We start from the raw sequence: 24,253 nt of genomic DNA, 5'->3' as shown, positions 1-24,253 counted from the left end.
GCCGATCGGTCGTGGTGGCGGTGGCCAGAGCAGCTCCTTGTGAGAAGGCCCCGGAGGGCCCAGCAAGGCTACGCCACGGCGATGTCGGCGAAGCGCGAGTAGCGGCCGTGGAACGCGACGGTGATGGTGTCGGTGGGGCCGTTCCGGTGCTTCGCGACGATGAAGTCGGCGTCGGGGTTCGGCTGGTCGCGGTCGTAGGCGCTCTCTCGGTGCAGCAGGATCACGACGTCGGCGTCCTGCTCGATCGATCCCGATTCGCGGAGGTCGGACATCGCGGGGCGCTTGTCGGCGCGCTGCTCGGAGCCGCGGTTCAGCTGCGACAGCGCGATGACCGGCACCCCGAGCTCCTTCGCGAGCAGCTTGAGCGCGCGGGAGAACTCGCTGATCTCCTGCTGGCGGCTCTCGACGCGCTTGCCGCTCGTCATGAGCTGCAGGTAGTCGATGACGACGAGCCGCAGGCCGGCCTTCTGCTTGAGCCGCCGGCACTTCGCCCGGATCTCGGCGAGGCTCATGTTCGGGCTGTCGTCGATGTAGAGCGGCGCGTCGTTGATGCGGCCGCGGGTGGCGGCGATCTTCGTCCAGTCGTCGGTGGTGAGCGTGCCCTTGCGCATGCTCTGCAGCGGGATGGTGGCCTCGGCCGACATGAGGCGCATGGCGATCTCGGCCCGCCCCATCTCGAGCGAGAAGAACAGGGTGGGCATGTGGTGCTTCACCGACGCGGCGCGGGCCATGTCGAGCGCCGCGGTCGACTTGCCCATGGCGGGGCGGGCGCCGACGATGATCAGCTGTCCGGGGTGCAGGCCGTTCGTGAGGTCGTCGAGGCCCTTGAAGCCGGTCGGCACACCGGTGAGCTCGCCGTCGCGCCCGGTGGCCGCCTCCATCTCGTCGATGGCCGAGGTGACCGCGTCGGTGAGCGGCACGAAGTCCTCGGTGGCCGACTCGCGGGCGATGCCGAACACCTCGGCCTGCGCCTGGTTCAGCAGGTCCATGGCCTCGCCCTCGGCCGTGTAGCCGAGCTGGGCGATGTGCGTCCCCGCCTCGACGAGGCGCCGCAGGATGGCCTGCTCGGAGACGATCGACGCGTAGTAGCCGGCGTTCGCGGCGGTCGGCACGATGTTCGTGAGCGTGTGCAGGTACGACTCGCCGCCCGCGCGCTGCACGTCGCCGGAGCGCACCAGCTCGTCGCCGACGCTGATCGCGTCGGTGGGCTCGCCCCGCGAGTAGAGGCTGAGGATCGCGTTGAAGATGACCTCGTGCTTCGGCACGTAGAAGTCGGCGCCGACGACGACCTCGAGCACGTCGGCGACCGCGTCGGCCGAGAGCAGCATGCCGCCGAGGGTGCTCTGCTCGGCGAGGAGGTTGTGCGGGGGCGTGCGCTCGCGCCGGCGCTCGCCCGGCTCGTCGAAGGCTCCGGGAGCGACGTCCCAATCGGTGATCGACATGCCTGCCGCCCTCCCCTCGATGGCCTCGCGATGCGGCGCCTCCGGACCAGGAGCCGCTGCTGAACAGGTACCACCGGGCCCCGACACCGGCTCCTGTCGCGAGGGCAGCGACGCTAACCCCACCCCTGTGCATCGAGGTGTGGACGACGCGCCCGAAGGACGGCTCTCCCCATGTGGAACGCCTGGGGATAACCGGCCTCAGCGCAGCCTGACCGCGGGCCGATAGTGGCCTTTGACCAGCGGATCCTTCCCCAACAGGTCCCCATGGGGATAACTAGGTTCAACCATTGGTAGAAGGTTTCTGGATGGCGTGTCGGGTGCGGAAGGTGCTAGCGCTCGCCCCGGCGTGGACCGACCTGGACGACTGCTCGGCGGATGGTCGGAGCGGGCCTCGTCGAGGTCGCAGCCGCAGGCGGTCCGCCGCCCCTGCCGGGGGGGTGACGGCACCGGGCGCGGGCCCTCCCCGTCCCCCTGGGCGCGGTGCGGGGACGACGAACGGCGCCGGACCCCGAGCAGGGATCCGGCGCCGTTCGTGCTTCGCGCTCTCGTCGTCAGCGGGCGGCGACGACCTCCACCGTGAGGGTGGCGGAGACGTCCTCGCGGAGCCGCACCGTCGCCTGGTAGGTGCCGGTCGAGCGGATCGCCGAGGGGAACTCGACGGAGCGGCGGTCGATCGTGCCGAGACCGGCGCTCTCGACGGCCTGCGCCACATCGGCGGGCGAGACCGAGCCGAACAGACGGCCGGCCTGGCCGGTGCGGACGGTGAGGCGCAGCGGCTGCGACTCGAGCCGCTGCTTCTGGGCCTGCGCCTCCTCGATGGAGGCGGCCTCGCGAGCCTGACGGGCCGCGCGGAGGGAGGCGACCTGCGCCTCGGCGCCGCGGGTCCAGGTCATCGCGAACCCGCTGGGGATGAGGTAGTTGCGGGCGTACCCGCCCTTGACCTCGACGACGTCACCGGGCGAACCGAGCCCGGTGACCTCCTGCGTGAGGATCAGCTTCGACGTCGACATGTCGTCCTCCCGATCAGCGGCCGGAGCCGGAGTAGGGGAGCAGCGCCATCTCGCGCGCGTTCTTCACGGCGCGGGCGATGAGCCGCTGCTCCTGCACGGAGACGCCGGTGATGCGACGCGCGCGGATCTTGCCGCGCTCGGAGATGAACTTGCGGAGGGTGGCGACGTCCTTGTAGTCGATCACCCCGACCTTGATGCGCTTCGCGGGAGCGACGGGCTTGCCGCCCTTGCTCCGCGTGGGCTTGCGGCTGTCGCCGCGAGACTTCCCTGCCATTGCAGTTGGTTCCTTACTGGTTCAGATCTGGACGAGGTGCGGAACACCTCGAGGACCGGGGGGTGGACCGGCCGGCGGGCGAGACCCGACGGCAGAGCCGATCCCGGTACGGGAGGTCGGCCGACTCGATCGGCCGACCGGATGCCTACGACGTCGTCAGAACGGCGTCTCGTCGTCGTAGGCGCCGGGGGTGCTCCAGCCGTCGCTGCCACCGCCGCCGCCCGGGGTGCTCCACGGGTCGTCCTGCTGCTGCTGACCGCCGCGGCTGCTGCCGCCGCCCTGGCCACCGCCGCCGACCGCGCCGCGGGGTCCGCCGCCGCCCTGGCCGCCACCACCACCGCTGCTGCGGGTGACCTGCGCCGTGGCGTAACGGAGCGACGGGCCGATCTCGTCGACCTCGAGCTCGATCGCGGTGCGGTTCTGGCCCTCGCGGTCCTGGTAGCTGCGCTGCTTGAGCCGCCCGGTCGCGATGACGCGGGAGCCCTTGCTCAGCGAGCCGGCGACGTGCTCGGCGAAGTCGCGCCACACGCTCGCGCGGAGGAACAGCGCCTCGCCGTCCTTCCACTCGTTCGCCTGCCGGTCGAACGTGCGCGGCGTCGACGCGATGGTGAAGTTCGCCACCGCGAGGCCGTTCTGCGTGTACCGCAGCTCCGGGTCGCTCGTGAGGTTCCCGACGACGGTGATGATCGTCTCGCCGGCCACGACTACCTCGCCGGGCGGGGGCCGCGCGGCGAGCGCCGCGGCTGCTCGGGCTCGGCCGGGCGGTCGACCGGGCGGGAGCTCTCGGCGGTGGTGACCGCCTCGTCGGCGCGGAGCACCTTCGTGCGGAGCACGGCCTCGGAGAGGCCCAGCTGCCGGTCGAGCTCCTGCGTGGCGGCCGGCGTCGCGGTCAGGTTGACCACGGCGTAGATGCCTTCGGAGTGCTTCTTGATCTCGTACGCCAGTCGCCGGCGTCCCCAGATGTCGACCTTGTCGACCGTGCCACCGTCGTTGCGGATGACACCGAGGAACCGATCCAGACTGGGCGCGACGGTCCGCTCGTCGATGCTCGGGTCGAGGATGACCATGAGCTCGTACTTCTGCGTCACTACCCCACCTCCTCTGGTCGTGAAACGGCCACGGTCGGTCCGTGGCAGGAGGGTGTGAACCGATGCGCGGGCATGCGGAAGCATCCCGGGCAACCGCGGCAGTCTACCGGTTCGCGTCCCGGGCCGTGTCCTCGCCCTGCTCGTCCCACCAGCGACGCAGCCGGCTCGTCGCCTCCACCTCGCCGAGCGGGCCCTCGTCGAGGCGCAGCTCGAGCAGGAAGCGGTACGCGCGGCCGACCTCGGGGCCCGGTCGCAGGCCGAGCTCACGCATGATCGCCTCGCCGTCGAGGTCGGGGCGGATGGCGTCGAGGCGCTCCTGGGCGTCGAGCTCGGCGATGCGGCGCTCGAGGTCGTCGTACGACTGGGCGAGCCGGCGCACCTTGCGGGCGTTGCGCGTCGTGACGTCGGCGCGGACCAGGATGTGCAGCCGCGGCAGCAGGTCGCCCGCGTCGCGCACGTACCGCCGCACGGCGGAGTCGGTCCACGCGGCGTCGCCGTAGCCGAAGAAGCGCTGGTGCAGCTCGATCAGCGTCGCGACCTGCTCGATCTGCTCGTTCGCGAAGCGCAGCGCCCTCAGCCGCTTGCGCGCGAGCTTCGCGCCCACGACGTCGTGGTGGTGGAACGACACCTGGCCACCGGGCTCGAACCGGCGGGTCGCCGGCTTGCCGATGTCGTGCAGCAGCGCGGCGAGCCGCAGCACGAGGTCCGGCGGCGTACCGGGGAACCGCTCGTGCTCGAGCTCCACGGCCTGCTCGAGCACGGTGAGGCTGTGCTCGTACACGTCCTTGTGCCGGTGCTGCGCGTCGACCTCGAGCCGCAGCGCCGGCAGCTCGGGCAGCACCCGGTCGGCGAGACCGGTGGCGACGAGCAGCTCGAGACCGGGACGAGCGGGGTCGGCGGCGAGCAGCTTCGCGAGCTCGTCGCGGATGCGCTCCTGGCTCACCACCTCGATGCGCTGGGCGAGCGCGCGCATCGCCTCGACGCCCTCCTCGTCCAGCGTGAAACCGAGCTGCGCCGTGAAGCGCGCGGCGCGCAGCATGCGCAGCGGGTCCTCGTCGAACGACTCGACCGCGGGGGACGGCGTCGTGAGGCGCTTCGCGAGCGCCGCCTCGATGCCGTTCGTCGGGTCGACGATCGCGAGCGACGGCAGACGCACCGCGATCGCGTTCACCGTGAAGTCGCGGCGTCGCAGGTCGCCGTCGAGGCTGTCGCCGAACTCGACCGTCGGCTTGCGGGAGGAGGGGACGTAGGTGTCGCGGCGGTAGGTCGTGATCTCGACCGCCTCGCCCGCGATCCGCGCGGCCACGGTGCCGAACGCCCGCCCGGTGTCCCACTGCGCGGAGGCGAGGGGCCGCACGATCTCCGCGATGGTGTCGGGTCGGGCATCGGTCGTGAGATCGAGATCGGTGACGGGTCGATCGAGCAGCGCGTCGCGGACCGGGCCGCCGACGAGGGCCAGCTCGTGGCCCGCGCGCTCGAACGCGGTCGCGAGGCGACGGAGCGCCGGGCGCTCGGCGAGCGAGGTCAGCCGCGGCACGGCAGCGGCCACCGGATGCATGCCGGACAGCCTAGGGAACGGCACCCCGCACGCCTTCCGGACCTCGGCGGCGCACCGGCGCGGGACCCCCGTTCGCGGGGGCGCGACCGTAGACTGCCCGCCATGCTGGGGACCGGGCGGCGCGTGTCCGACCGCGCCGAGTGAGGGCGCGGGGTCCTCTCGCCGCGGTCGCCGTCCTGGTCGCGCTCGCGGCCGCCCCGCCGGTCCCGGCCGTCGCCGCGGGGGAGCCGTCGGCCCGTCTCGTCGTCGCCCCGACCGCCGCCGGCGTGCTGCGCGCCGGCTCCGCGCTCGACGTCGACGTGGAGATCACGAACCGCGGCACCGCGAGGCTGCCCGGCGGCACGCTGCGGCTCTCGCTCGACAAGTACCCCGTCGCGAGCGTGGAGACGCTGGTGGGACGGGTCTCCCAGCCCGACGCCGCGCTGCTCGGCTACCTCGTGTCGACCACGAGGAGCCCGTCGATCGACGCCGGTGCCACCGAGACGGTCCGCGTGCACCTCTCCCGCCTGGTGGTCGACAGCGTCGTCGGCCCGAGCACCGGGACCCGGGTGCTCGGGGTCGAGCTGCGCGCCGGCGGGATCTCCACCTTCGCCGATGCCGCCGTCACGCGGATCGCGAACGGGTTCACGGGCTCGGTCGGGTTCGGCACCGTGGTGCCGATCACGGCGCCCGCGAACGAGACCGGGCTCGTCGACGCCGCGACGCTCGAGACGCTGACCGGGCCGGGCGGCGCGTGGGACGACGCGCTGCGTGCCGCTCGCGCGGAGCCCCACGCCTCGGTCGCCCTCGACCCGGAGGTGCTCGCCTCGATCCGCGCCCTGGGCAGAGCGGCACCGGCGTCGGCCACCGACTTCCTCGCCGCGCTGCAGGGGCTGCCGAACGAGACGGTCCGGCTGCCCTACGCCGACGGCGACGTGACGCTCGAGCACGCCGCCGGGGCGGACGACGTGACGGGCGCACCGAAGTCGTTCGGGTCGGCGACGGCCACGGCGCCCTCCGCCTCGGCGAGCCCGGCGCCCACCGCGAGCGCCACGCCGGCGCCGGAGGCGACGGCGCTGCCGAGCACGAAGGACCTGCTGGACTGGAGCTGGTCCTCGACGCGCGTCTCCTGGCCGGTCGCGGGCACGGTGTCGGCCGAGGCGCTCCCGTTCCTCGCGTCGTCCGACTACTCGATCCCCCTGCTCGACTCCCGCGACGTCGCGGACAGCAGGGCGCGGGTCGCTGCAGGGCCCCGGATCCGTGTGGGCCCGGCGACCGCGCTCCTCGCCGACGCGACCGCGTCGCAGCTGCTGCAGCGCGCGGCGACGAGCACCGGCGTCGAGGCCGCTGCCGCGACGGCCGAGCTGGTCGGGGTGCTCGGCACGGACGCGGTCACCGGTGACGCGCACGCGGTGCTCGCCCTGCCCGCGAGGGTCTCCGGCGGCGGCGGAGCCGGTCTCGACCGCGTGCTGAAGTCCCTCGCGGGCCAGGACTGGATCACCGGCACCGACCTCACGGACCTCCTGAAGGGCGCCTCGACGACGGTGCGGCTGCACGAGGGCCGGGTCCCCGCGGCCCGCGTCCGCACGGCGAGCGACCTGTACTCGGCCGAGGCCGGGGTGCGGCGCATCGGCAGCGCGATGAAGGAGCCGGGCCGCATCGTCGGGCCCGAGCACCTCGCCCTGCTCGCCGCGCTGTCCACCGCCTGGCGGGGGCAGGACCGCGAGTGGTCGACCGCCGCCGCGGACGTGGAGCGGCGCTTCGCGCGGTTCGTCCTCGAGATCCACTTCGACCAGCGCAGCCCCATCACCTACGTGGGCGGCGCCGGCGCCCTCCCCGTCCAGGTGACGAACGAGCTCGACGAGCCCGTCACGGTCCGCGTGAACGGCACCGCGAGCAACGGCCGGCTGCGTGTCGAGGGCACCCGGGACGTCACCGTGCCCGCGAACGCCGGCGCGTCGGTCCGCCTGCCCGTGCAGTCGATCAGCAACGGCGACGTGCGGCTCACCCTCACGCTGACGACGACGCACGGGAGCCCCATCGGGAGGTCGCTGACCGTGCCGATCACCGTGAACGCCGGCTGGGAGGCGGTCGGCGCCGTCGTGCTCGCCATCGCGCTGCTCGCCCTGTTCGGCACCGGCGTGTACCGCAACGTCCGCCGCGCCCGCCGCGCCCTCCGGAGGACCCCATGAGCACCACGAGCATCGGCCGCGCGAGCGCGATCCTCGCCTCGGGCACCATCGTCTCCCGCGTCCTCGGCTTCGTCCGCACCGCGCTGCTGTCGGTCGTGATCGGCAACGTCGGCTTCGTCGCGGACGCCTACCTGTCGGCGACCTACGTGCCGAACAGCATCTACGCGATCATCGGCGGCGGCCTGCTCACGGCCGTGCTCGTGCCGCAGATCATCCGTGCGAGCAGCGGGCCCGACCGTGGGCAGGCGTACGTGAACAAGGTCGTCACGATCGCCGTCTGCGTGTTCGCCCTCGTCACGGTGGTCGTGACGGTGCTCTCGCCGCCGCTCATGGCGGCGTTCGTGACGAAGCCCGCGACGCTCGCCATCGCGATCACCTTCGCGTACTGGAGCCTGCCGCAGCTGTTCTTCCTCGGGCTCTACTCGGTGCTCGGCGAGGTGCTGAACGCGCGCCGCTCCTTCGGCCCGTACACGTGGGCGCCGGTGCTCAACAACGTCGTCTCCATCGCGATGCTCGGGCTCTTCGTCGTGCTGTTCGGCACGGTCGACCCGGCGTCGACGCGGCCGTTCTCCCTCGGGATGGACGCGGTGCTCGCGGGCGGCGCGACGCTCGGCATCGCCGCGCAGGCGCTCGTGCTGATCCTCGCCTGGCGCCGCGCAGGCCTCGGCTACCGGCCCGACTTCTCCTGGCGGGGGGTCAACCTCTCGTCCACGGGCCGCGCGGCGGGCTGGACGTTCGGCATGCTCGTGCTCACCCAGCTGTCCGGGCTCATCGAGATGCGGGTCGCGACGATCGCGAGCGGTGTCGACGCCTCGTCGGCCGTCATGTCGTACGCGTGGCTGATCTTCATGCTGCCGCACTCGATCATCACCGTCTCGCTCGTCACCGTGTTCTACCCGCGCATGAGCGAGCACGCGGCCGAGGGCGACACCGCCGCGCTCCGCGACGACGTCGGCCAGGCGCTCCGCATCGTGCTGCTCGTGCTCGTCGTCGCCGACGCCGCGCTGCTCGTGGCGGCGCTGCCCTTCTCCGCCTTCTTCAGCCACTCCCTGCACGCGACGGGCGCGATGGCGCTCGTCGTCGCCGCCTACCTCGTCGGGCTGCTGCCGTTCACCGCGCTGTTCGTGATCCAGCGCTGCTTCTACGCGCTCGCGGACACCCGCACGCCGTTCGGGTTCACGCTGGTGCAGCTCGTCGTCGCGGTGACCGGCACGCTGCTCTGCGCGCTGCTGCCCCACGCCTACATCGCCGCGGGCATCGCGCTGTCGGTGTCGGTGAGCACCGTGGTGCAGCTCGTCGTCGCCGCCGTCCTGCTGCGTCGCCGCATCGGCGGCTTCGCCGGCCGTGCGGTGCGGGGGGCGATCGCCCGCTACCTGATCGCGGCGGTGCCGGCGCTCGCCGTCGGACTGCTGCTGCTCGCCGTGCTCGGCGGCTTCAGCGGCGGCTGGGCGGTCTCGGGCCGTCTCGACGGTCTCGTCGCCACCGCCGTGCTCGGCGCCGTCGTCGCAGGTGTCTACCTCGGTGTGCTCGCGGTGCTGCGCGCGCCCGAGCTCGGCACCGCGGTCCGCCTCGTCACGGCCCGGTTCCGGCCGTCGCGAGCCGCGGAATAGGGTGCCCGACCGGGTGGTTCCATCCCCAGCAGTTCGACAGGAGAGAAGCGGATGCGTCAGGTCATCATCATCGGTTCGGGTCCCGCCGGGTACACCGCCGCCCTCTACGCGGCGCGTGCGGAGCTCGCCCCGCTGCTGATCGCCAGCTCGGTCGACGCCGGCGGCGAGCTGATGAACACGACCGAGGTCGAGAACTTCCCCGGCTTCCCCGAGGGCGTGCAGGGCCCCGACCTCATGGAGCGCATGCGGGAGCAGGCCGAGCGGTTCGGCACCGAGATCCTGCTCGACGACGTCGTCTCGGTCGAGCTCGCCGGCGACGTGAAGCGCGTCACCACCGGCCGCGGCGACGTGCACGAGGCCCTCACCGTCATCCTCGCCACCGGTTCCGGCTACCGGCACCTCCACGTGCCCGGCGAGGACCGGCTCTCCGGCCACGGCGTCTCGTGGTGCGCGACGTGCGACGGCTTCTTCTTCCGCCAGAAGACCATCGCGGTCGTCGGCGGCGGCGACTCGGCGATGGAGGAGGCCACCTTCCTCACCCGCTTCGCCGACCGCGTGCACGTCATCCACCGCGGCGACTCGCTCCGCGCCTCGCGCATCATGCAGCAGCGCGCCTTCGACAACCCGAAGATCACGTTCGAGTGGAGCTCGAAGGTGGCCGAGGTGCTCGGCGGCGACCTCGTCTCGGGCGTGCGCCTCGAGTCCACGCTCGACGGCTCGACCCGCGATCTGCCGCTCGACGGCCTCTTCATCGCCATCGGCAACGACCCCCGCACCGACCTCGTCAAGGACCAGCTCGCGCTGACCGAGGCGGGCACGGTCGCGGTCGAGGGCCGCTCGTCCCGCACCTCGCTCCCCGGCGTCTTCGCCGCGGGCGACGTGATCGATCCCACCTACCGGCAGGCCGTCACGGCCGCCGCGTCCGGCACCGTCGCGGCGCTCGACGCGGAGCACTACCTCGCGGCGCTGCCGGCCGAGCTCCTCGCGCAGGCGAAGGGTGAGACGGAGCCGGGCGAGGCGCCGGCCGCCGGTGCCACCTTCACCCCGTCCGGCGAGCTCGTCGGACGCGCGTAGTCTCGATCCACCCCAGAGCCCAAGGAGAGCAGCGCCATGCGCGAAGTGACCGACGCCACCTTCGAGAAGGACGTCCTGCAGGCCGAGAAGCCGGTGCTCGTCGACTTCTGGGCGGCGTGGTGCGGCCCGTGCCGTCGCGTCGGCCCGGTGCTCGAGGAGATCGCCGCCGAGCACGGCGACAAGCTCGAGATCGTCAAGCTCAACGTCGACGAGAACCCCGAGACGGCGATGAAGTACCAGATCACGTCGATCCCGGCCATGAAGCTCTACTCCGGTGGCGAGGTCGTGAAGACCGTCATCGGTGCCAAGCCGAAGCCGGCGCTCGAGGCGGACCTCGCCGGCGTCCTCGCCTGACCTCCGACCGACGAGCGGGCCGTCGCTGACTGCAGCGGCGGCCCTTCCTGCCGCCCGAGGAGGACCGTGACCGAGCAGCACGCACCGCTCGTGCCCGCAGAGGGCCCGTCGCGGGCCGTCGACGTGCCGGGCACCGACCTGGACCCCTGGCACGGCACGTATGCGGCCCGGGCCTCGGGCCTCTCGGTGTCCGAGGTGCGCGCGCTGTTCGCGGTCGCGTCGCGGCCCGAGGTCGTCTCGCTCGCGGGCGGCATGCCCTACGTGCGGGCCATCCCTCGCGAGCTCATCGCCACCGCGGTCGACCGCGTGCTCCTCACCGACGCCCCCGCGGCGCTGCAGTACGGCTCGGGCCAGGGCATGCCGCGGCTGCGCGAGCACATCCTCGAGATCATGGCGCTCGAGGGCATCGAGGCCTCCGCCGACGACGTGGTCACCACCACCGGCTCGCAGCAGGCGATCGACCTCGTCACGAAGCTCTTCATCGACCCCGGCGACGTGATCCTCGCCGAGGGCCCCAGCTACGTCGGCGCCCTCGGCGTCTTCTCGTCGTACCAGGCGCGGGTCGTGCACGTGCCGATGGACGAGCACGGTCTGGTGCCCGAGGCGCTCGAGGCCGAGATCACGCGGCAGCGGGCCGCGGGATCGCGGATGAAGTTCCTCTACACGATCCCCACGTTCCACAACCCTGCGGGCGTCACCATGTCGGCCGAGCGCCGCCCGCGCATCCTCGAGATCTGCCGCCGGGAGCACCTCCTCGTCGTCGAGGACAACCCCTACGGGCTGCTCTCGTTCGATGAGACGCCGCCCCAGCCCCTCCGCACGCTCGACCCCGACAACGTCGTCTACCTGGGGTCGTTCTCGAAGACCTTCGCGCCCGGGTTCCGGGTCGGCTGGGCGCTCGCGCCCCTCGCGATCCGCGAGAAGCTCGTGCTCGCCACCGAGTCGGCGATCCTGTCGCCGAGCAGCTTCTCGCAGCACATCATCTGCGAGTACATGGAGACGGTCGACTGGCGCGGCCAGATCGTCCGGTTCCGCGAGGTGTACCGCGAGCGCCGCGACGCCATGCTCGCCGCGCTCGCCACCTACCTGCCGAACCTCACCTGGACCGTCCCGAACGGCGGCTTCTACGTGTGGGTGAAGCTGCCCTCCGAGCTGCACTCGAAGCAGATGCTGCCGCGCGCCGTGCGGGAGCTCGTCGCGTACACGCCCGGTACCGGCTTCTACGCCGACGGCCAGGGCGGCCGGGAGATCCGGCTCTCGTTCTGCTACCCGACGCCCGACGAGATCCGCGTCGGCATCCAGCGGCTCGCCGCCGTCGTGAACGGCGAGCTCGAGCTCGTGCGGGCCTTCTCGGGCACCGGGTCCCTCGCACCCGGCAGCGGCGACCGGGCGGTCTCGGCGCCGCCCCCCGACCTGCGCTGACCGCGCAGCGACATCGACAGGAGCACCGTGGACGCCTCCCCCGACGTGGTCGTGCTCTCGGGCGGCATCTCGCACGAGCGCGACGTCTCCCTCCGCTCCGGACGGCGCGTGGTCGACGCGCTCAACCGGCTCGGCTGGCGCGTGCGCGCGCTCGACTCCGACTCGCATCTGCTGCCGGCGCTGCTCGAGCAGCGCCCCGACGTGATCTGGCCGGCGCTGCACGGCGCGAGCGGCGAGGACGGCTCGCTCCGCTCGCTGCTCGACGCGGCCGGTCTCGCCTACATCGGCAGCCACGGCGACGCCGCCCGGCTCGCCTGGGACAAGCCGACGGCGAAGCGGGTGATCGCGACCGCCGGCGGAGCGACGCCCGCGTCCGTCACCCTCACCCGCGACGTGTTCCGCGAGATCGGCGCGCACGCAGCGATCGAGCTGATCCAGGCCGCGTTCCCCGGCGAGGTCGTCGTGAAGCCGGCCCGAGGCGGCTCAGCCCAGGGCGTCACCGTCATCGACGAGCCGGACCGGCTGCCGCGGGCGCTCGTCGATGCGTTCACCTACGGCGACGAGGCGCTCATCGAAGGCCGAGTGCGGGGCACGGAGCTCGCGGTGAGCGTGCTCGAGACGGAGGACGGGCCCGTCGCCCTGCCGGCCGTCGAGATCGTGCCCAGATCGGGCGTCTACGGCTTCGAGGAGCGGTACACGCCGGGCGCCACCCGCTTCCACACCCCGGCGCGCATCGGCGACGAGGCGGCGGCCGCCGCGGGGGAGCTCGCCCTGCTCGCGCACCGCGCGCTGGGCCTGCGTCACCTCTCGCGGTCCGACCTCGTCCTCGACGCCGACGGCAGGCCGTGGTTCCTCGAGACCAACGTCATGCCGGGCCTCACCGAGACGAGCCTGCTGCCGATGGCGCTGAAGGCGCAGGGCCGCGACCTCGGCGAGACCTACGCGGCGCTCACGCGCCTCGCCCTCGCCGGCTGACCCGGGCCGAGGAACCGCGTGTAGGTACTCCGCCCGGCCGTAGGTGCAGAACGCGGTTCTGCACCTACACGAGGACGAAGTACCTACACGCGGTACGGCTGCGTCAGGCGTCGGGCGTCAGGCGTCGGACGCCGAGGCGGCACGACGCTCCGCGAGCATGCGCTCGCGGGCCTCGCCCTCCTCCCACGCGTCCTCCCCGATGTCGGCGAGGATGCGGTTCAGATCGGCGACCGACCCGAAGTCGATGACGATCTGCCCGTGCTTCGCGTTGAGGTTGACGCGGACGCGGGTGTCGAAGCGGCTCCCGAGCCGGTCGGCGATCTCGTCGAGCTGCTCGTTGCGACGCCCCGTCGACTTGCGGGGCTTCGCGTCGCCGGCCATCCGGATCGCGGCCGCCTCGGCCTGACGGACGTTCAGGCCCTCGTTCACGATGCGGTCGACGAGGCGGTCCATGAGCTCCGGCTCGACCACGGACAGCACGGCACGCGCGTGTCCGGCGGTGAGGACGCCGGCGGCGACCTTGCGCTGGATGTGCTCGGGCAGGCGCAGCAGGCGGACCGTGTTCGTGATCATCGGCCGGGACCGGCCGAGGCGGCTGCCGAGCTCCTCGTGCGTGATGCCGAAGTCGGCCATCAGCTGCTGGTAGGCCGACGCCTCCTCGAGCGGGTTCAGCTGCGAGCGGTGCAGGTTCTCGAGCAGGGCGTCGTGCAGCATCTGCTCGTCCGCGGTGTCCTTGACGACCGCCGGGATGGAGCGCAGCCCGGCGAGCCTCGTGGCGCGCAACCGCCGCTCGCCCATGACGAGCTCGAACTTCGCGCCCTCACCCGCGGGCAGCGGCCGGACCACGATCGGCTGCAGCACGCCGTTCTCACGCACGGAGTGCACGAGCTCGGCGAGCGCCTCCTCGTCGAAGTCCTGGCGCGGCTGATGCGGGTTCGGCCGGATGTCGTCGACACCGAGGCTCGCGAGCCGGAGGCCCGGCACGTCGACGAGGTCGTCGGCCGGCTTCGCGCGGGAGCCGAAGTAGACGTCGCTCGGCCGGAGGACGTCGGCGTTCGGCCGCTCGTCGCTGTCCGGCATGAGCAGCGCGCCGATGCCGCGGCCGAGACCGGCCTGCCGTCGCGGCGCGCTCACGAAGCGGCTCCACGACGGGCGATCTCGGCCGCCGCCTCGAGGTACGAGAGCGCGCCGGGGGAGTTCGGGTCGTACGTGATGACGCTCTGGCCATGGCTCGGCGCCTCGGAGATGCGGACCGCGCGGGGGATCACGCTCGCGAGCGCCTGCTCCGGGAAGTGCTTGCGCACGTCGTCCGCCACGTCGTTCGCGAGCCGCGTGCGGGCGTCGAACATCGTGAGCAGGATCGTCGAGACCGCGAGGTGCGGGTTCAGGTGCCGCTCGATGAGGTCGATGTTCCGCAGCAGCTGGCTGAGGCCCTCGAGCGCGTAGTACTCGCACTGGATGGGGATCAGCACCTCGGTCGCGGCGACGAACGCGTTGATCGTGAGCAGGCCGATCGACGGCGGGCAGTCGATGAAGACGTAGTCGTACGGGTCCTCGACGCTCTCGAGGTAGCTGCGCAGGGCGCTCCGCAGGCGCTGCTCGCGGGCGACGAGCGAGACGAGCTCGATCTCGGCTCCGGCGAGATGGATGGTCGCCGGCACGCACGACAGGGTCGGGAACTCCGGGCTCTGCTTCACGACCTCGTCCATCGGCGCCTCGCCGATGATCACGTCGTAGATGCTCAGCGTGTCGTGGCGGTGCTCGACGCCGAGCGCCGTCGAGGCGTTGCCCTGCGGGTCGAGGTCGATCGCGAGCACGCGCATACCCGACTTCGCGAGCGCCGCGGCCAGGTTCACGGTCGTCGTCGTCTTGCCGACGCCGCCCTTCTGGTTCGCGACCGTGAAGATGCGGGTGGCCGCGGGGCGGGGGAGCTGCACGGACTGCAGGCGCTGACGGCGTCGCGTGATGTCCGCGACCTCCCGCGCGAGCGGGGTGGAGTCGTCGAAGCCGGATCCGCGGGCTTCGAGGGCCGAGCTGGGTTTCACAGCGATCCTCTTCCGGGGGTATTCGGGACCGCCCCGAACGGGGGACAGCGGTCAGACGGGCAGCGTAGCCACGAACACCCGCGTCTCCGCGGAGGCCATGCCGCTGCCCACGGTTTCCACACGCGCGTCGTGGAGGCGCAGGCGGCGGATGACCTTCTCGGCGCGGGCCACCTCGGCGTCGACGGACGCTCCCTTGAGCAGCGCGAGGCGGCCCCCAGGTCCCGCGAGGGGCGCGACGAGGGGGAGCAGCTTCGCGAGCGCGCCCACCGCGCGAGCGGTGACGACGTCGAACGGCTCGCCGCGGTACTCCTCGGCGCGGGCGCGCACCACCGTCACGTTGCCGAGCCCGAGGCGGGCGGCCTCCTCCTCGAGCCACGCGACCCGGCGCTCCATCGGCTCGATGAGCGTGAGCGCGAGATCCGGCCGCACGGCCGCGACGACGAGCCCGGGAAGGCCGGCACCGCTTCCCACGTCGGCCACACGCGACCCCTGCGGCAGCAGCGGGGCGAGCACCGCGCTGTTGACGAGGTGCCTGGACCAGAGCCGGGACGGCTCCGCCGGCCCGATCAGCCCGAGCTCGACGCCGCGGGCCGCGAGATCCGCGGCGAACCGCCGGACGACCGGAAGCCCCTCCCCGCACGCCGCGGCGGCCTCGGGCGGCTCCGGTTCGAGCTGCAGCGCGGGTGCGACGTCGGTCACGCCGCCGGCGTGAGCACGATGTGGCGGGTCGGCCCCTCGCCCTCCGAGTGCGACCCCAGCCCGCGCTCAGCGGCGAGGTCGTGCACGACCTTGCGCTCGTACGAGGACATCGGCTCGAGCGGGAACGCGGTGCGCCCCTGCTCGAACGCGGCGACCGCGTCGTCGACGAGGCGACCGAGCTCGCGCGAGCGCTGGTCGCGGCTGCCTCCGATGTCGAGCGTGAGCCGGGCGAAGCCGCCGCTCCTCGCCTGCACGGCGAGGCGGGTGAGCTCCTGCAGCGCGCCGACGGTGGCGGGCGCGCTGAGCAGCCGCAGGTCGCCGCCGCTCACGGTGAGCGTGGTGCGTCCGTGGGCGTCCTCGATCTCGAGGTCGCCGTCGAGGTCGCAGATGTCGAGCAGCTCCTCGATGTAGTCGGCGGCCACGTCGCCGACGTCGACGGACGCGGCGTCGGCGGCGTCGCCGGACCCGACGTCGCCGCTCGTCGGGGCCGCGAGCCCCTCGTCCTGCTGCTGGATCTCGTCGGCCTGCGCCGGCGTCCCACCCTCGTTCAGACCGCTCATGCCCGGCGCTCCCCCGTCCGCTTCGCGCGCGACCGGCTCATCGGCTGGTTGCGCTGGTTGTTCGAGCGCGGCGCGGGCAGGGCCTCGGCCGTCGGCGTCGCGCCGGCGGAGACGCCGCCGTCCTTCTTCCGGGCCGCCTTCTTGGCCAAGCGGATCTCGCGCGCCTTCGCGGCCTCGCTGCCGGGCGTCGGGGAGTTGCGGATGACGACGAACTGCTGCGCCATCGTCCAGACGTTCGAGAAGACCCAGTAGAACATCACGCCCAGCGGGAAGGCGATCCCCGAGAAGATGAAGATGAGCGGCAGGACGTAGAGCAGCATCTTCTGCTGCTTGTACATCGGGCTCGCCGCCGTCTCGGGGGAGACGTTCTTCGACATGATCTGCAGCTGGGTGATGAACTGCGAGGCCGTCATCAGCGCGATCATCGCGATGCCGATGACGAGCACGAGCGTGTTGCCGCCGTTGTTCGTCAGCGTCGCGTGCAGGGGAGCGCCGAACAGCTCGGATCCGCCGAACGACTTCGCGAGCGCGGCGTTCAGCAGGCCGACGCCCGCCCTGTTCGGGTTGCGCTGCGCGCCCTCGAGCACCTGGAACAGGCTGAAGAAGATGGGCATCTGGATCAGCAGCGGCAGGCACGAGGCGAAGGGGCTCGTGCCTGTGCGGCGGTAGAGCTCCATGGTCTCGCGGCTCATCGCCTCGCGGGAGAACTGGTCGCGTTTGCCCTTGTACTTCTCCTGGATCTTCTTCAGCTCCGGAGCGATCTCGAGCATCTGGCGCTGGCTGCGGATCTGGCGCACGAACAGCGGGATGAGCGCCGCCCGCACCACGATCACGAGCCCGAGGATCGACAGGATCCAGGTGAGGCCGTCGCCGGGGGCGAAGCCGATGGCGGTCCAGAGCGAGTGGAACGCGACGAGGATCGCCTCGATGACCCATTTGATGGGCCAGAGGACGGTTCCGATGAGGTCCACTGGTCAGGCTCCCGGGATGACGGGCTCGACGAAGCCGAGCGGGGTGATGCGGTACGCGGCCTTCAGCCGCTGGGGCGGGTCGTCGACGCCGCCGCGCGACCAGGGATTGCACCGGACGATCCGGGCGACCGCCAGCGCCGATCCGATCACGACGCCGGACTGCTGCACGGCCTCGAGCGCGTAGCGCGAGCAGGATGGATGGTACCTGCAGACGTTCCCGTAGAGGGGGGAGACGAGCAGGCGGTACGCCTTCAGCAGAACGATGACCGCGTTCCGCGGCAGCAGCGCCAGGCGGAGGAGCGCAGGACCGGCGAGGGCGGTGCTCATGAGGAGCGGCGCCCTGCGAGGGTCTCGACCTGCCGGCGGACCTCGCCCGAGAGCTCGTCCCAGGTGGCGTCCCGCGCGGGGGGCAGCGCCCGCAGCACGACGTCGAGGCCGCCGACCTCCGCGGTCAGCGGGAAGCAGGCGGCCTTGATGCGGCGGCGCACCCGGTTGCGGGTGACGGCCTTGCCGACGTTCTTCGCGACGATCACCCCGATGCGGAGCGGGTCCTCGGGCTGGGTCCGGCGCGCGTAGGCGAGGGTCAGCGCCCCCTTGGACCGGCGGCCCGTACGGACGAGCCTCCGGTAGTCGGGAGCGGAGACGACCCGGTTCGCCTTCGCGAGCACGGTCCGCTTACGCGGAGAGCTCGGTGCGGCCCTTGGCGCGGCGGGCGGCGAGGATGGCGCGGCCGGCGCGGGTGCGCATGCGCAGACGGAAGCCGTGCACCTTGGAGCGGCGGCGGTTGTTGGGCTGGAACGTGCGCTTGGTCACGGGAGCGTCCTCCGATTCGTGGGGCGCCCGGCGGACCCGGCGAGGCGGCCGGGCGGGGCGAAGTGCGTGGGTGCTCGAGTCGAGCGCCGATCAACCGCAGCACACTACCAGGCCGCGGCGGACCGCTCGGCGGCGCCGTCCGGGCGCCTCGAGTCCCCCGGACGGGGACTTGCTCGAACACGGTTGGAATCACAGCGCTGGAATCACAGGCGTGGAAGTTTCTCCACACGTATTCCACCGCGTGGGAACTTGCCTGTGGAAACAGGCGCGGTCTACCGTTGCCCCCCGTCCGGCACCCGTTTCGCCGGTCTTCCCCTCCCCCGGCGGCCCCAGAGCCGCCCCCGCAGGCGTCCGCCCTCCACAGGAGCGGCCGAAGAGGAGCCGAACCGTGACCGAGGCCGCTGCCGACGCCTGGGCGACGATCCGCCAGTCGCTCGGCGGCGACAGCCGGGTGGGCCCGCAGCTGCAGGGGTTCCTCAACCTGGTCGAGCCGAAGGGGATCATGGCCGGGGTCGTCTACCTCGAGGTCCCGAACGACTTCACGCGGGCGATGATCGAGCAGCGGGCGCGCCTGCCCCTCGCCGAGGCCATCGGCAACCTCTCCGGCGACTTCGGCATCCACACCTTCGCGGTGACGGTGAACCCCGACATCGCGGCCGAGCAGTTCACACCCGTACCACCCGTCGCGCCCTCGGCCGTTCCGGCCGTTCCCGCCGACTCCTCGCCCGAGCCCGTCCGGCGCGAGGCGGCGGTCGCGGTGCTCGACGGCGTGCGGGAGGACCGCGAGTCGCGGCTGAACTCGCGCTACACGTTCGACACCTTCGTGATCGGCGCCTCGAACCGCTTCGCCCACGCCGCGGCGTTCGCCGTGGCCGAGAGCCCCGCGAAGGCGTACAACCCGCTCTTCATCTACGGCGAGTCCGGCCTCGGCAAGACGCACCTGCTCCACTCGATCGGTCACTACTCGATGGGGCTCTTCCCGGGCATCCGGGTGCGGTACGTCTCGAGCGAGGAGTTCACGAACGACTTCATCAACTCGATCGCGGCGAACCGGGCCGCGCAGTTCCAGGCCCGCTACCGCGACGTCGACATCCTGCTGATCGACGACATCCAGTTCCTCTCGGGGAAGGACTCCACGCAGGAGGCCTTCTTCCACACCTTCAACACGCTGCACGACCACAACAAGCAGGTCGTCATCACGTCGGACCTCGCGCCGCGGCAGCTCACCGGGTTCGAGGACCGCATGCGGTCGCGCTTCGAGCAGGGCCTCATCACCGACGTGCAGACGCCGGACCTCGAGACCCGCATCGCGATCCTCCGCAAGCGGGCGCAGGCGGAGCGCCTCCAGGTGCCCGACGACATCCTCGAGTTCATGGCCTCGAAGGTGAGCAGCAACATCCGCGAGCTCGAGGGCACCCTCATCCGCGTCACCGCGTACGCGAGCCTCAACCGCTCGCCGGTCGACATGCAGCTCGTGCAGACGGTGCTGAAGGACCTGATCACCCTCGACGAGGACAACGTCATCGCGCCGGCGGACATCATCAGCGCCGTCGCGGAGTACTTCAAGCTCTCGGTCGACGACCTGTACGGCAGCTCGCGGTCGCAGCAGATCGCCTCGGCGCGGCAGATCGCGATGTACCTCTGCCGCGAGCTCACGAACCTGTCGCTGCCGAAGATCGGCCAGCTGTTCGGCGGCCGCGACCACACGACCGTGATGTACGCGAACAAGAAGATCAGCGACCTCATGAAGGAGCGCCGCTCGATCTACAACCAGGTGTCGGAGCTCACGAGCCGCATCAAGCAGGACCAGCGCTACCGCCGCTGACCCTCCGCCCGCCGGTGTCGGCGGCCCCCCGGCATCATCCGCATGCCGTCAGGACATCCGTCTGCGCTCGTCCGCCGACAACCGTCCCGACGGCATACGCCACGTCGCGCGAGGTGACCCGGCCGGTCGGCGTCCAGAGGGCCCCCGGTGGTGGAGCGGGAGGGCGGTGGCCCGGAGTTCCGGGGATCCGCGGCCCCAGAACGCGCGGCAGGACGAGGTTTCTACCCCCATGTGGAGGGGCTGTGGATAACTGTGGAGCGACACCCCCGGACGGGGCGCCCCCGACGGGGGGACGTGTGAGCGGCGGTCGTGGCCCTCGACAGAGGGGCACGGTCCGGCACAGGACCCGTCCGCACGGTTTCGACATCTTCCAGATGTGTAGTTCCCAGGCGGGCAGCGGCCTCCCCCGAGTTATCCACAGTGTGCACACCTGTTAAGAGTGTGGTTGTCCTTCACCTTCCTCTTCCTCCTCCAACCGATTCCGCGCTGTGGACGGGGGCACGGCCGCCAGGGCGGCGGGTTCAGGGGCTCCGCTAGCATGCGTAGGACCTTCGGCGGGGCCGCTGCTGCGACCCGTCCCGGGCCCGCCGATCGAGAGGACCAGCAGTGCGATTCCACGCGAACCGGGACGTCTTCAGCGACGCCGTGTCGTTCGCCGTCCGCCTGCTGCCCCAGCGGACGACCCTGCCGATCCTCTCGGGCGTGCTCATCGAGACCACCGAGGGCGGACTGACGCTCTCCTCGTTCGACTACGAGGTCTCGGCGCGCACGCAGATCGAGGCCGAGGTGCTCGAGCCCGGGCGCGTGCTCGTCTCCGGCCGGCTGCTCGCCGACATCGCGAACCGGCTGCCGAACGTCCCCGTCGAGGTCGTCACCGACGAGAACCGCGTGGTCGTGAGCGGCGGCAGCGCCCGCTTCACCCTCCTCAGCATGCCCGTGGCGGAATACCCGAGCCTGCCCGTGGTGGGGGAGCCGACCGGCGTCCTCCCGGCCGGGGTCTTCTCGCCCGCGATCGCCCAGGTCGTCGTCGCCGCATCGCGCGACGACGTCACCCCGGTCATCACGGGTGTGCAGCTCGAGGCCGGCGAGGACTCGCTCGCGCTCGTCGCCACCGACCGGTACCGCGTCGCGATCCGCGCCGTGCCCTGGCACAGCGAGCGCAGCGACGGCGGCAGCGCCCTCGTGCCCGCGCGCACGCTGCAGGAGGTCGGCCGCACCTTCGGCAGCACCGGCGACGTCACGATCTCGATCACCCGCGGGGGCGACCGCGAGCTCATCGCCTTCAGCTCCGAGAAGAAGACCGTCACCTCGCTGCTCATCAAGGGCAACTTCCCCCCGGTGCGGCGCCTCTTCCCCGACAACGTCGACCACTTCGCGGTCATCGGCACCGCCGAGCTCGTCGAGGCGACGCGGCGCGTGCAGCTCGTGCTCGAGCGCGAGGCCGCCCTCAAGTTCACCTTCGACGCCGACGGGCTCGGGCTCGAGGCGGCCGGCGGCGAGCAGGCGCAGGCGTCCGAGCGCATCGACGCGGTGCTTGCCGGTGAGCCCGTCGTCGTGTCGCTGAAGCCGCAGTTCCTCCTCGACGGACTCTCGGGTGTCCACACGGAGTTCGTGCGAATCTCGTTCACGAAGACGGAGAACCCCAACAAGCCGGGCCCCGTGCTGATCACGGGGCAGAAGTCCCGCGAGGACACGGGCACGGAGGAGTACCGCTACCTCCTGCAGCCCAACCTGCTGCTCCGCTGACCTGAACCACTCACCTTCGAGAGGACTCGGAATGAAGATCGGCCTGGTCGGGCTCGGCAAGATGGGCAACAACATGCGCAGCCGGCTGAAGAACGCCGGGATCGACGTGGTGGGCTACGACACGAACCCCGACGTCAGCGACGTGCCCGACTACGCCGCCCTCGCCGCGGCGCTGCCGGCGCCCCGCACCGTCTGGGTCATGGTGCCCGCCGGCCGCATCACCGACTCGGTCGTCGACGCCCTGAAGGGCGTGCTCGACCAGGGCGACCTCGTGATCGACGGCGGCAACACGAAGTTCACCGACGACGAGCTGCACGCGAAGTCCCTCGCCGAGCGCGGCATCGACTTCATGGACGTGGGCGTCTCCGGCGGCGTCTGGGGCCTGAAGAACGGCTACGGCCTCATGGTCGGCGGCAGCGACGAGCAGGTCGAGCGGGTCATGCCGATCTTCGACGCGCTGCGGCCCGAGGGGCCCCGCGAGGAGGGCTTCGTGCACGCCGGCCCGGTGGGCGCCGGCCACTACACGAAGATGGTCCACAACGGCATCGAGTACGCGATCATGCAGGCGTACGCCGAGGGCTACGAGCTGCTCGAGTCGTCCCCGCACGTCACCGACGTCCCCGGGACCTTCAAGGCGTGGCAGCGGGGCACGGTCATCCGCTCCTGGCTGCTCGAGCTCATGGTGCGCGCGCTCGACGCCGACCCCGACTTCGCGGACATCGACGGCTACGTCGACGACTCCGGCGAGGGCCGGTGGACGCTCGAGGAGGCCATCGAGAACGCGGTGCCGATGCCGGCGATCAGCGCGGCGATCTTCGCCCGCTTCGTCTCCCGGCAGGACCAGTCGCCCGCGATGAAGGCCGTCGCCGCGCTGCGCAACCAGTTCGGCGGCCACGCGGTGAAGGCGCACGAGGCGAAGGCCGCGCAGGATCTGCACCCGACCAAGTAGGGCGGCCGGCAGCACGACGTCCGGGAAGGGGGCGCGGTGCGCGTCCTCCGCCTGAACCTCACCGACTGGCGCAACTACGCGTCGGCCGAGGTGACCTTCGGGCCCGGTGCGAACGTGCTCGCCGGCAGCAACGGCCAGGGCAAGACGAACCTCGTCGAGGCGATCGGGTACCTCACGACCCTCGGGTCGCACCGGGTCTCCGGCGACGCCGCGCTGATCCGCGCCGGGCAGGACTCCGCCGTGGTCCGGGCCGTCGTCGTGACGGGCGATCGCGAGGTGCTCGCCGAGGTGCTCGTGAACCGCACGGGGCCGAACCGGGCGCAGGTGAACCGGTCGGCCGTGCGCCCGCGCGAGATCACCCGGAACGTCTCGAGCGTGCTGTTCGCGCCGGAGGACCTCGCGCTCGTCCGGGGGGAGCCGTCGGCGCGCCGGCGCTTCGTCGACGAGCTGCTCGTGCAGCGCACCCCGCGCCTCGCCGGCGTGCAGAGCGACTACGAGAAGGCCCTCCGGCAGCGCAACGGCCTGCTGCGATCGGCCCGCGGCGGCGTCGACCCGGCCACGCTCGACATCTGGGACGAGCGGCTCGTCGCGACGGGGACGGAGCTGCTCGACGCCCGCAGCGAGCTCGTCGGCGCGCTCGAGCCGCTCGTCGCCGAGCAGTACGCCGTCGTCGCGGGCAGCGACCAGCGCGTCGCCCTCGCCGCCGTGCGCTCGATCGACACCGAGGGCGACACGACGGGACCGACGGCCGAACGGTTCGCCCGGGCTCTCGCTGCCGCCCGCCGCCGGGAGCTCGAGCGCGGGATCACCCTCGTCGGGCCGCACCGCGACGACCTGCTCCTCACCATCAACGACCTGCCCGCGCGCGGCTACGCGAGCCACGGCGAGTCCTGGTCGCTCGCGCTCGCCCTGCGGCTCGGCGCGGTCGAGCTGCTGCGCGTCGCCCGGTCGTCCGGCGACCCGATCGTGATCCTCGACGACGTCTTCGCCGAGCTCGACGCCCGTCGTCGCCTCCGCCTCGCCGAGCGCGTGGAGCGATACGAGCAGGTGATCATCACGGCCGCGGTCGAGGAGGACATCCCCGAGGGGCTCCGCGGGCAGGTCACGCGGATCCGGGCGGGCGAGGTCGTGAAGGAGGTGCCGGCGTGAGCGAGCGGGGGAGCGAGACCGAGGCCGAGCGCGTCTGGCTGCGCCTCCGCGAGGTGTTCGGCCGGCCGCGCTCCCGCCGGGAGCGGCCGAAGCCGAAGGGCGACAACCTCCCCTACGGCAAGGGTCGCGACCCGCTGGCGGCCGGCACGGTGCTCGACGCGGTCACCGAGTCGCTCGGCTGGGTGACACCGCTCGCGCAGACGGACCTCACCGCCGCCTGGCGCTCCATCGCGGGTGAGGAGACGGCCCGGCACGCCGCGGTCGAGGGCTTCGCGGACGGCGTGCTGCTCGTCCGGTGCGACTCGACGGCCTGGGCGACGCAGCTCGGGCTGATGCGCTCGCAGATCGCGGAGCGCATCGCCCGCGACTTCCCCGCGGCCGGGGTCGAGAGCATCCGGTTCCTCGGGCCGAACACGCCCAGCTGGAATCACGGCCGGAGATCGGTCCAGGGGCGCGGCCCGCGCGATACCTACGGCTGACCGGGCTGATTCGGTCACCCTGCTGGTTTCCTGCCTCCA

At 72.3% G+C, this 24,253-nt stretch carries 25 protein-coding genes; 11 read left to right on the top strand and 14 right to left on the bottom strand.

The genetic code is table 11. The features are described 5' to 3' along the window. Positions 1-68: 68 nt before the first annotated feature. The 6 genes from dnaB to QDR37_RS06755 all read right to left on the bottom strand — a co-directional run bounded on the left by dnaB (position 69) and on the right by QDR37_RS06755 (position 5,372). Positions 69-1,442: a replicative DNA helicase gene (dnaB, locus tag QDR37_RS06780; RefSeq protein WP_279712850.1), complete on the bottom strand. Its 1,374-nt coding sequence runs from the start codon at positions 1,440-1,442 to the stop codon at positions 69-71. Positions 1,443-1,993: 551 nt separating this feature from the next. Then, positions 1,994-2,452: a 50S ribosomal protein L9 gene (gene rplI, locus QDR37_RS06775; protein ID WP_279712849.1), complete on the bottom strand. Its 459-nt coding sequence runs from the start codon at positions 2,450-2,452 to the stop codon at positions 1,994-1,996. Positions 2,453-2,465: 13 nt separating this feature from the next. Continuing rightward, entirely contained in the window at positions 2,466-2,726 is a 261-nt protein-coding gene (rpsR, locus tag QDR37_RS06770; RefSeq protein ID WP_279712848.1) for a 30S ribosomal protein S18, read from the bottom strand. Between the two features lie 156 nt (positions 2,727-2,882). After that, positions 2,883-3,428 carry a single-stranded DNA-binding protein gene (locus tag QDR37_RS06765; protein WP_279712847.1) on the bottom strand — a complete coding sequence of 182 codons (546 nt, stop codon included), beginning with the start codon at positions 3,426-3,428 and terminating at the stop codon, positions 2,883-2,885. Positions 3,429-3,430: 2 nt separating this feature from the next. Then, a complete protein-coding gene (rpsF, locus tag QDR37_RS06760; RefSeq protein ID WP_279712846.1) occupies positions 3,431-3,814 on the bottom strand; it encodes a 30S ribosomal protein S6 in 384 nt (127 codons plus the stop codon). Positions 3,815-3,917: 103 nt separating this feature from the next. Next, positions 3,918-5,372, bottom strand: a complete 1,455-nt coding sequence (locus QDR37_RS06755) for a CCA tRNA nucleotidyltransferase (RefSeq protein ID WP_279712845.1) — start codon at positions 5,370-5,372, stop codon at positions 3,918-3,920. A 140-nt stretch (positions 5,373-5,512) separates the two neighbouring features. Between QDR37_RS06755 and QDR37_RS06750 the strand changes: the two genes are divergently transcribed. The 6 genes from QDR37_RS06750 to QDR37_RS06725 all read left to right on the top strand — a co-directional run bounded on the left by QDR37_RS06750 (position 5,513) and on the right by QDR37_RS06725 (position 12,978). Continuing rightward, positions 5,513-7,543 (top strand): DUF6049 family protein, encoded by a 2,031-nt coding sequence (locus QDR37_RS06750; protein ID WP_279712844.1) that lies wholly within the window; start codon positions 5,513-5,515, stop codon positions 7,541-7,543. Continuing rightward, positions 7,540-9,153: a murein biosynthesis integral membrane protein MurJ gene (gene murJ, locus QDR37_RS06745; RefSeq protein WP_279712843.1), complete on the top strand. Its 1,614-nt coding sequence runs from the start codon at positions 7,540-7,542 to the stop codon at positions 9,151-9,153. The genes QDR37_RS06750 and murJ overlap by 4 nt, the downstream gene beginning before the upstream one ends. Positions 9,154-9,204: 51 nt before the next feature. Beyond that, the gene (gene trxB, locus QDR37_RS06740) at positions 9,205-10,227 is read left to right on the top strand and encodes a thioredoxin-disulfide reductase (RefSeq protein WP_279712842.1); all 1,023 of its coding nucleotides are present in this window, start codon (positions 9,205-9,207) and stop codon (positions 10,225-10,227) included. 36 nt (positions 10,228-10,263) lie between these two features. Continuing rightward, positions 10,264-10,581 (top strand): thioredoxin, encoded by a 318-nt coding sequence (trxA, locus tag QDR37_RS06735; RefSeq protein WP_279712841.1) that lies wholly within the window; start codon positions 10,264-10,266, stop codon positions 10,579-10,581. Positions 10,582-10,704: 123 nt separating this feature from the next. Next, positions 10,705-12,003, top strand: a complete 1,299-nt coding sequence (locus QDR37_RS06730) for a PLP-dependent aminotransferase family protein (RefSeq protein WP_279713575.1) — start codon at positions 10,705-10,707, stop codon at positions 12,001-12,003. A gap of 27 nt (positions 12,004-12,030) precedes the next feature. Then, complete coding sequence (locus tag QDR37_RS06725) at positions 12,031-12,978, top strand: D-alanine--D-alanine ligase (protein WP_279712840.1); 948 nt, start codon at positions 12,031-12,033, stop codon at positions 12,976-12,978. 117 nt (positions 12,979-13,095) lie between these two features. Here QDR37_RS06725 and QDR37_RS06720 read toward each other — a convergent pair whose 3' ends face one another. Genes QDR37_RS06720 through rpmH form a run of 8 tightly spaced genes read right to left on the bottom strand, consistent with a single transcriptional unit; the run spans position 13,096 to position 18,066 of the window. After that, a complete protein-coding gene (locus tag QDR37_RS06720) occupies positions 13,096-14,058 on the bottom strand; it encodes a ParB/RepB/Spo0J family partition protein (RefSeq protein ID WP_279713574.1) in 963 nt (320 codons plus the stop codon). A 50-nt stretch (positions 14,059-14,108) separates the two neighbouring features. Beyond that, a complete protein-coding gene (locus tag QDR37_RS06715; RefSeq protein WP_279712839.1) occupies positions 14,109-15,023 on the bottom strand; it encodes a ParA family protein in 915 nt (304 codons plus the stop codon). Between the two features lie 51 nt (positions 15,024-15,074). Next, positions 15,075-15,701 carry a 16S rRNA (guanine(527)-N(7))-methyltransferase RsmG gene (gene rsmG, locus QDR37_RS06710; protein WP_279713573.1) on the bottom strand — a complete coding sequence of 209 codons (627 nt, stop codon included), beginning with the start codon at positions 15,699-15,701 and terminating at the stop codon, positions 15,075-15,077. A gap of 17 nt (positions 15,702-15,718) precedes the next feature. Next, positions 15,719-16,282, bottom strand: coding sequence for a R3H domain-containing nucleic acid-binding protein (locus tag QDR37_RS06705; protein ID WP_279712838.1), 564 nt, complete (start codon positions 16,280-16,282; stop codon positions 15,719-15,721). Further along, a complete protein-coding gene (yidC, locus tag QDR37_RS06700; protein ID WP_279712837.1) occupies positions 16,279-17,253 on the bottom strand; it encodes a membrane protein insertase YidC in 975 nt (324 codons plus the stop codon). Before yidC ends, QDR37_RS06705 begins: the two co-directional genes overlap by 4 nt. 3 nt (positions 17,254-17,256) lie before the next feature. Beyond that, positions 17,257-17,580, bottom strand: coding sequence for a membrane protein insertion efficiency factor YidD (yidD, locus tag QDR37_RS06695; protein ID WP_279712836.1), 324 nt, complete (start codon positions 17,578-17,580; stop codon positions 17,257-17,259). After that, on the bottom strand, positions 17,577-17,921 hold the full coding sequence (gene rnpA, locus QDR37_RS06690; RefSeq protein ID WP_279712835.1) for a ribonuclease P protein component: 345 nt from the start codon (positions 17,919-17,921) through the stop codon (positions 17,577-17,579). The genes yidD and rnpA overlap by 4 nt, the downstream gene beginning before the upstream one ends. Before the next feature lie 7 nt (positions 17,922-17,928). Beyond that, positions 17,929-18,066 carry a 50S ribosomal protein L34 gene (rpmH, locus tag QDR37_RS06685; RefSeq protein ID WP_279712834.1) on the bottom strand — a complete coding sequence of 46 codons (138 nt, stop codon included), beginning with the start codon at positions 18,064-18,066 and terminating at the stop codon, positions 17,929-17,931. A gap of 388 nt (positions 18,067-18,454) precedes the next feature. Between rpmH and dnaA the strand changes: the two genes are divergently transcribed. The 5 genes from dnaA to QDR37_RS06660 all read left to right on the top strand — a co-directional run bounded on the left by dnaA (position 18,455) and on the right by QDR37_RS06660 (position 24,214). Beyond that, complete coding sequence (gene dnaA, locus QDR37_RS06680) at positions 18,455-19,891, top strand: chromosomal replication initiator protein DnaA (protein ID WP_279712833.1); 1,437 nt, start codon at positions 18,455-18,457, stop codon at positions 19,889-19,891. Positions 19,892-20,497: 606 nt separating this feature from the next. Beyond that, complete coding sequence (gene dnaN / locus QDR37_RS06675) at positions 20,498-21,637, top strand: DNA polymerase III subunit beta (protein ID WP_279712832.1); 1,140 nt, start codon at positions 20,498-20,500, stop codon at positions 21,635-21,637. A 31-nt stretch (positions 21,638-21,668) separates the two neighbouring features. Further along, on the top strand, positions 21,669-22,586 hold the full coding sequence (gnd, locus tag QDR37_RS06670; protein ID WP_279712831.1) for a phosphogluconate dehydrogenase (NAD(+)-dependent, decarboxylating): 918 nt from the start codon (positions 21,669-21,671) through the stop codon (positions 22,584-22,586). Positions 22,587-22,622: 36 nt separating this feature from the next. After that, positions 22,623-23,735 (top strand): DNA replication/repair protein RecF, encoded by a 1,113-nt coding sequence (gene recF, locus QDR37_RS06665; RefSeq protein ID WP_279712830.1) that lies wholly within the window; start codon positions 22,623-22,625, stop codon positions 23,733-23,735. Beyond that, positions 23,732-24,214, top strand: coding sequence for a DciA family protein (locus tag QDR37_RS06660; RefSeq protein WP_279712829.1), 483 nt, complete (start codon positions 23,732-23,734; stop codon positions 24,212-24,214). Before recF ends, QDR37_RS06660 begins: the two co-directional genes overlap by 4 nt. The last annotated feature ends 39 nt before the right edge of the window (positions 24,215-24,253 follow it).

It is taken from the genome of Amnibacterium sp. CER49, assembly GCF_029846255.1.
Taxonomy (GTDB): Bacteria; Actinomycetota; Actinomycetes; order Actinomycetales; family Microbacteriaceae; genus Amnibacterium.
The sequence above is the reverse complement of the archived record's forward strand: the minus strand, read 5'-3'. Positions and strand labels throughout refer to the sequence as shown.

What these genes read in the sequence shown, in the direction of transcription:
- dnaB (WP_279712850.1), bottom strand. Translation starts at nt 1,442, where the DNA reads ATGTCGATCACCGATTGGGACGTCGCTCCCGGAGCCTTCGACGAGCCG.
- rplI (WP_279712849.1), bottom strand. Translation starts at nt 2,452, where the DNA reads ATGTCGACGTCGAAGCTGATCCTCACGCAGGAGGTCACCGGGCTCGGT.
- rpsR (WP_279712848.1), bottom strand. Translation starts at nt 2,726, where the DNA reads ATGGCAGGGAAGTCTCGCGGCGACAGCCGCAAGCCCACGCGGAGCAAG.
- QDR37_RS06755 (WP_279712845.1), bottom strand. Translation starts at nt 5,372, where the DNA reads ATGCATCCGGTGGCCGCTGCCGTGCCGCGGCTGACCTCGCTCGCCGAG.
- murJ (WP_279712843.1), top strand. Translation starts at nt 7,540, where the DNA reads ATGAGCACCACGAGCATCGGCCGCGCGAGCGCGATCCTCGCCTCGGGC.
- trxB (WP_279712842.1), top strand. Translation starts at nt 9,205, where the DNA reads ATGCGTCAGGTCATCATCATCGGTTCGGGTCCCGCCGGGTACACCGCC.
- trxA (WP_279712841.1), top strand. Translation starts at nt 10,264, where the DNA reads ATGCGCGAAGTGACCGACGCCACCTTCGAGAAGGACGTCCTGCAGGCC.
- QDR37_RS06720 (WP_279713574.1), bottom strand. Translation starts at nt 14,058, where the DNA reads ATGCCGGACAGCGACGAGCGGCCGAACGCCGACGTCCTCCGGCCGAGC.
- QDR37_RS06705 (WP_279712838.1), bottom strand. Translation starts at nt 16,282, where the DNA reads ATGAGCGGTCTGAACGAGGGTGGGACGCCGGCGCAGGCCGACGAGATC.
- yidD (WP_279712836.1), bottom strand. Translation starts at nt 17,580, where the DNA reads ATGAGCACCGCCCTCGCCGGTCCTGCGCTCCTCCGCCTGGCGCTGCTG.
- gnd (WP_279712831.1), top strand. Translation starts at nt 21,669, where the DNA reads ATGAAGATCGGCCTGGTCGGGCTCGGCAAGATGGGCAACAACATGCGC.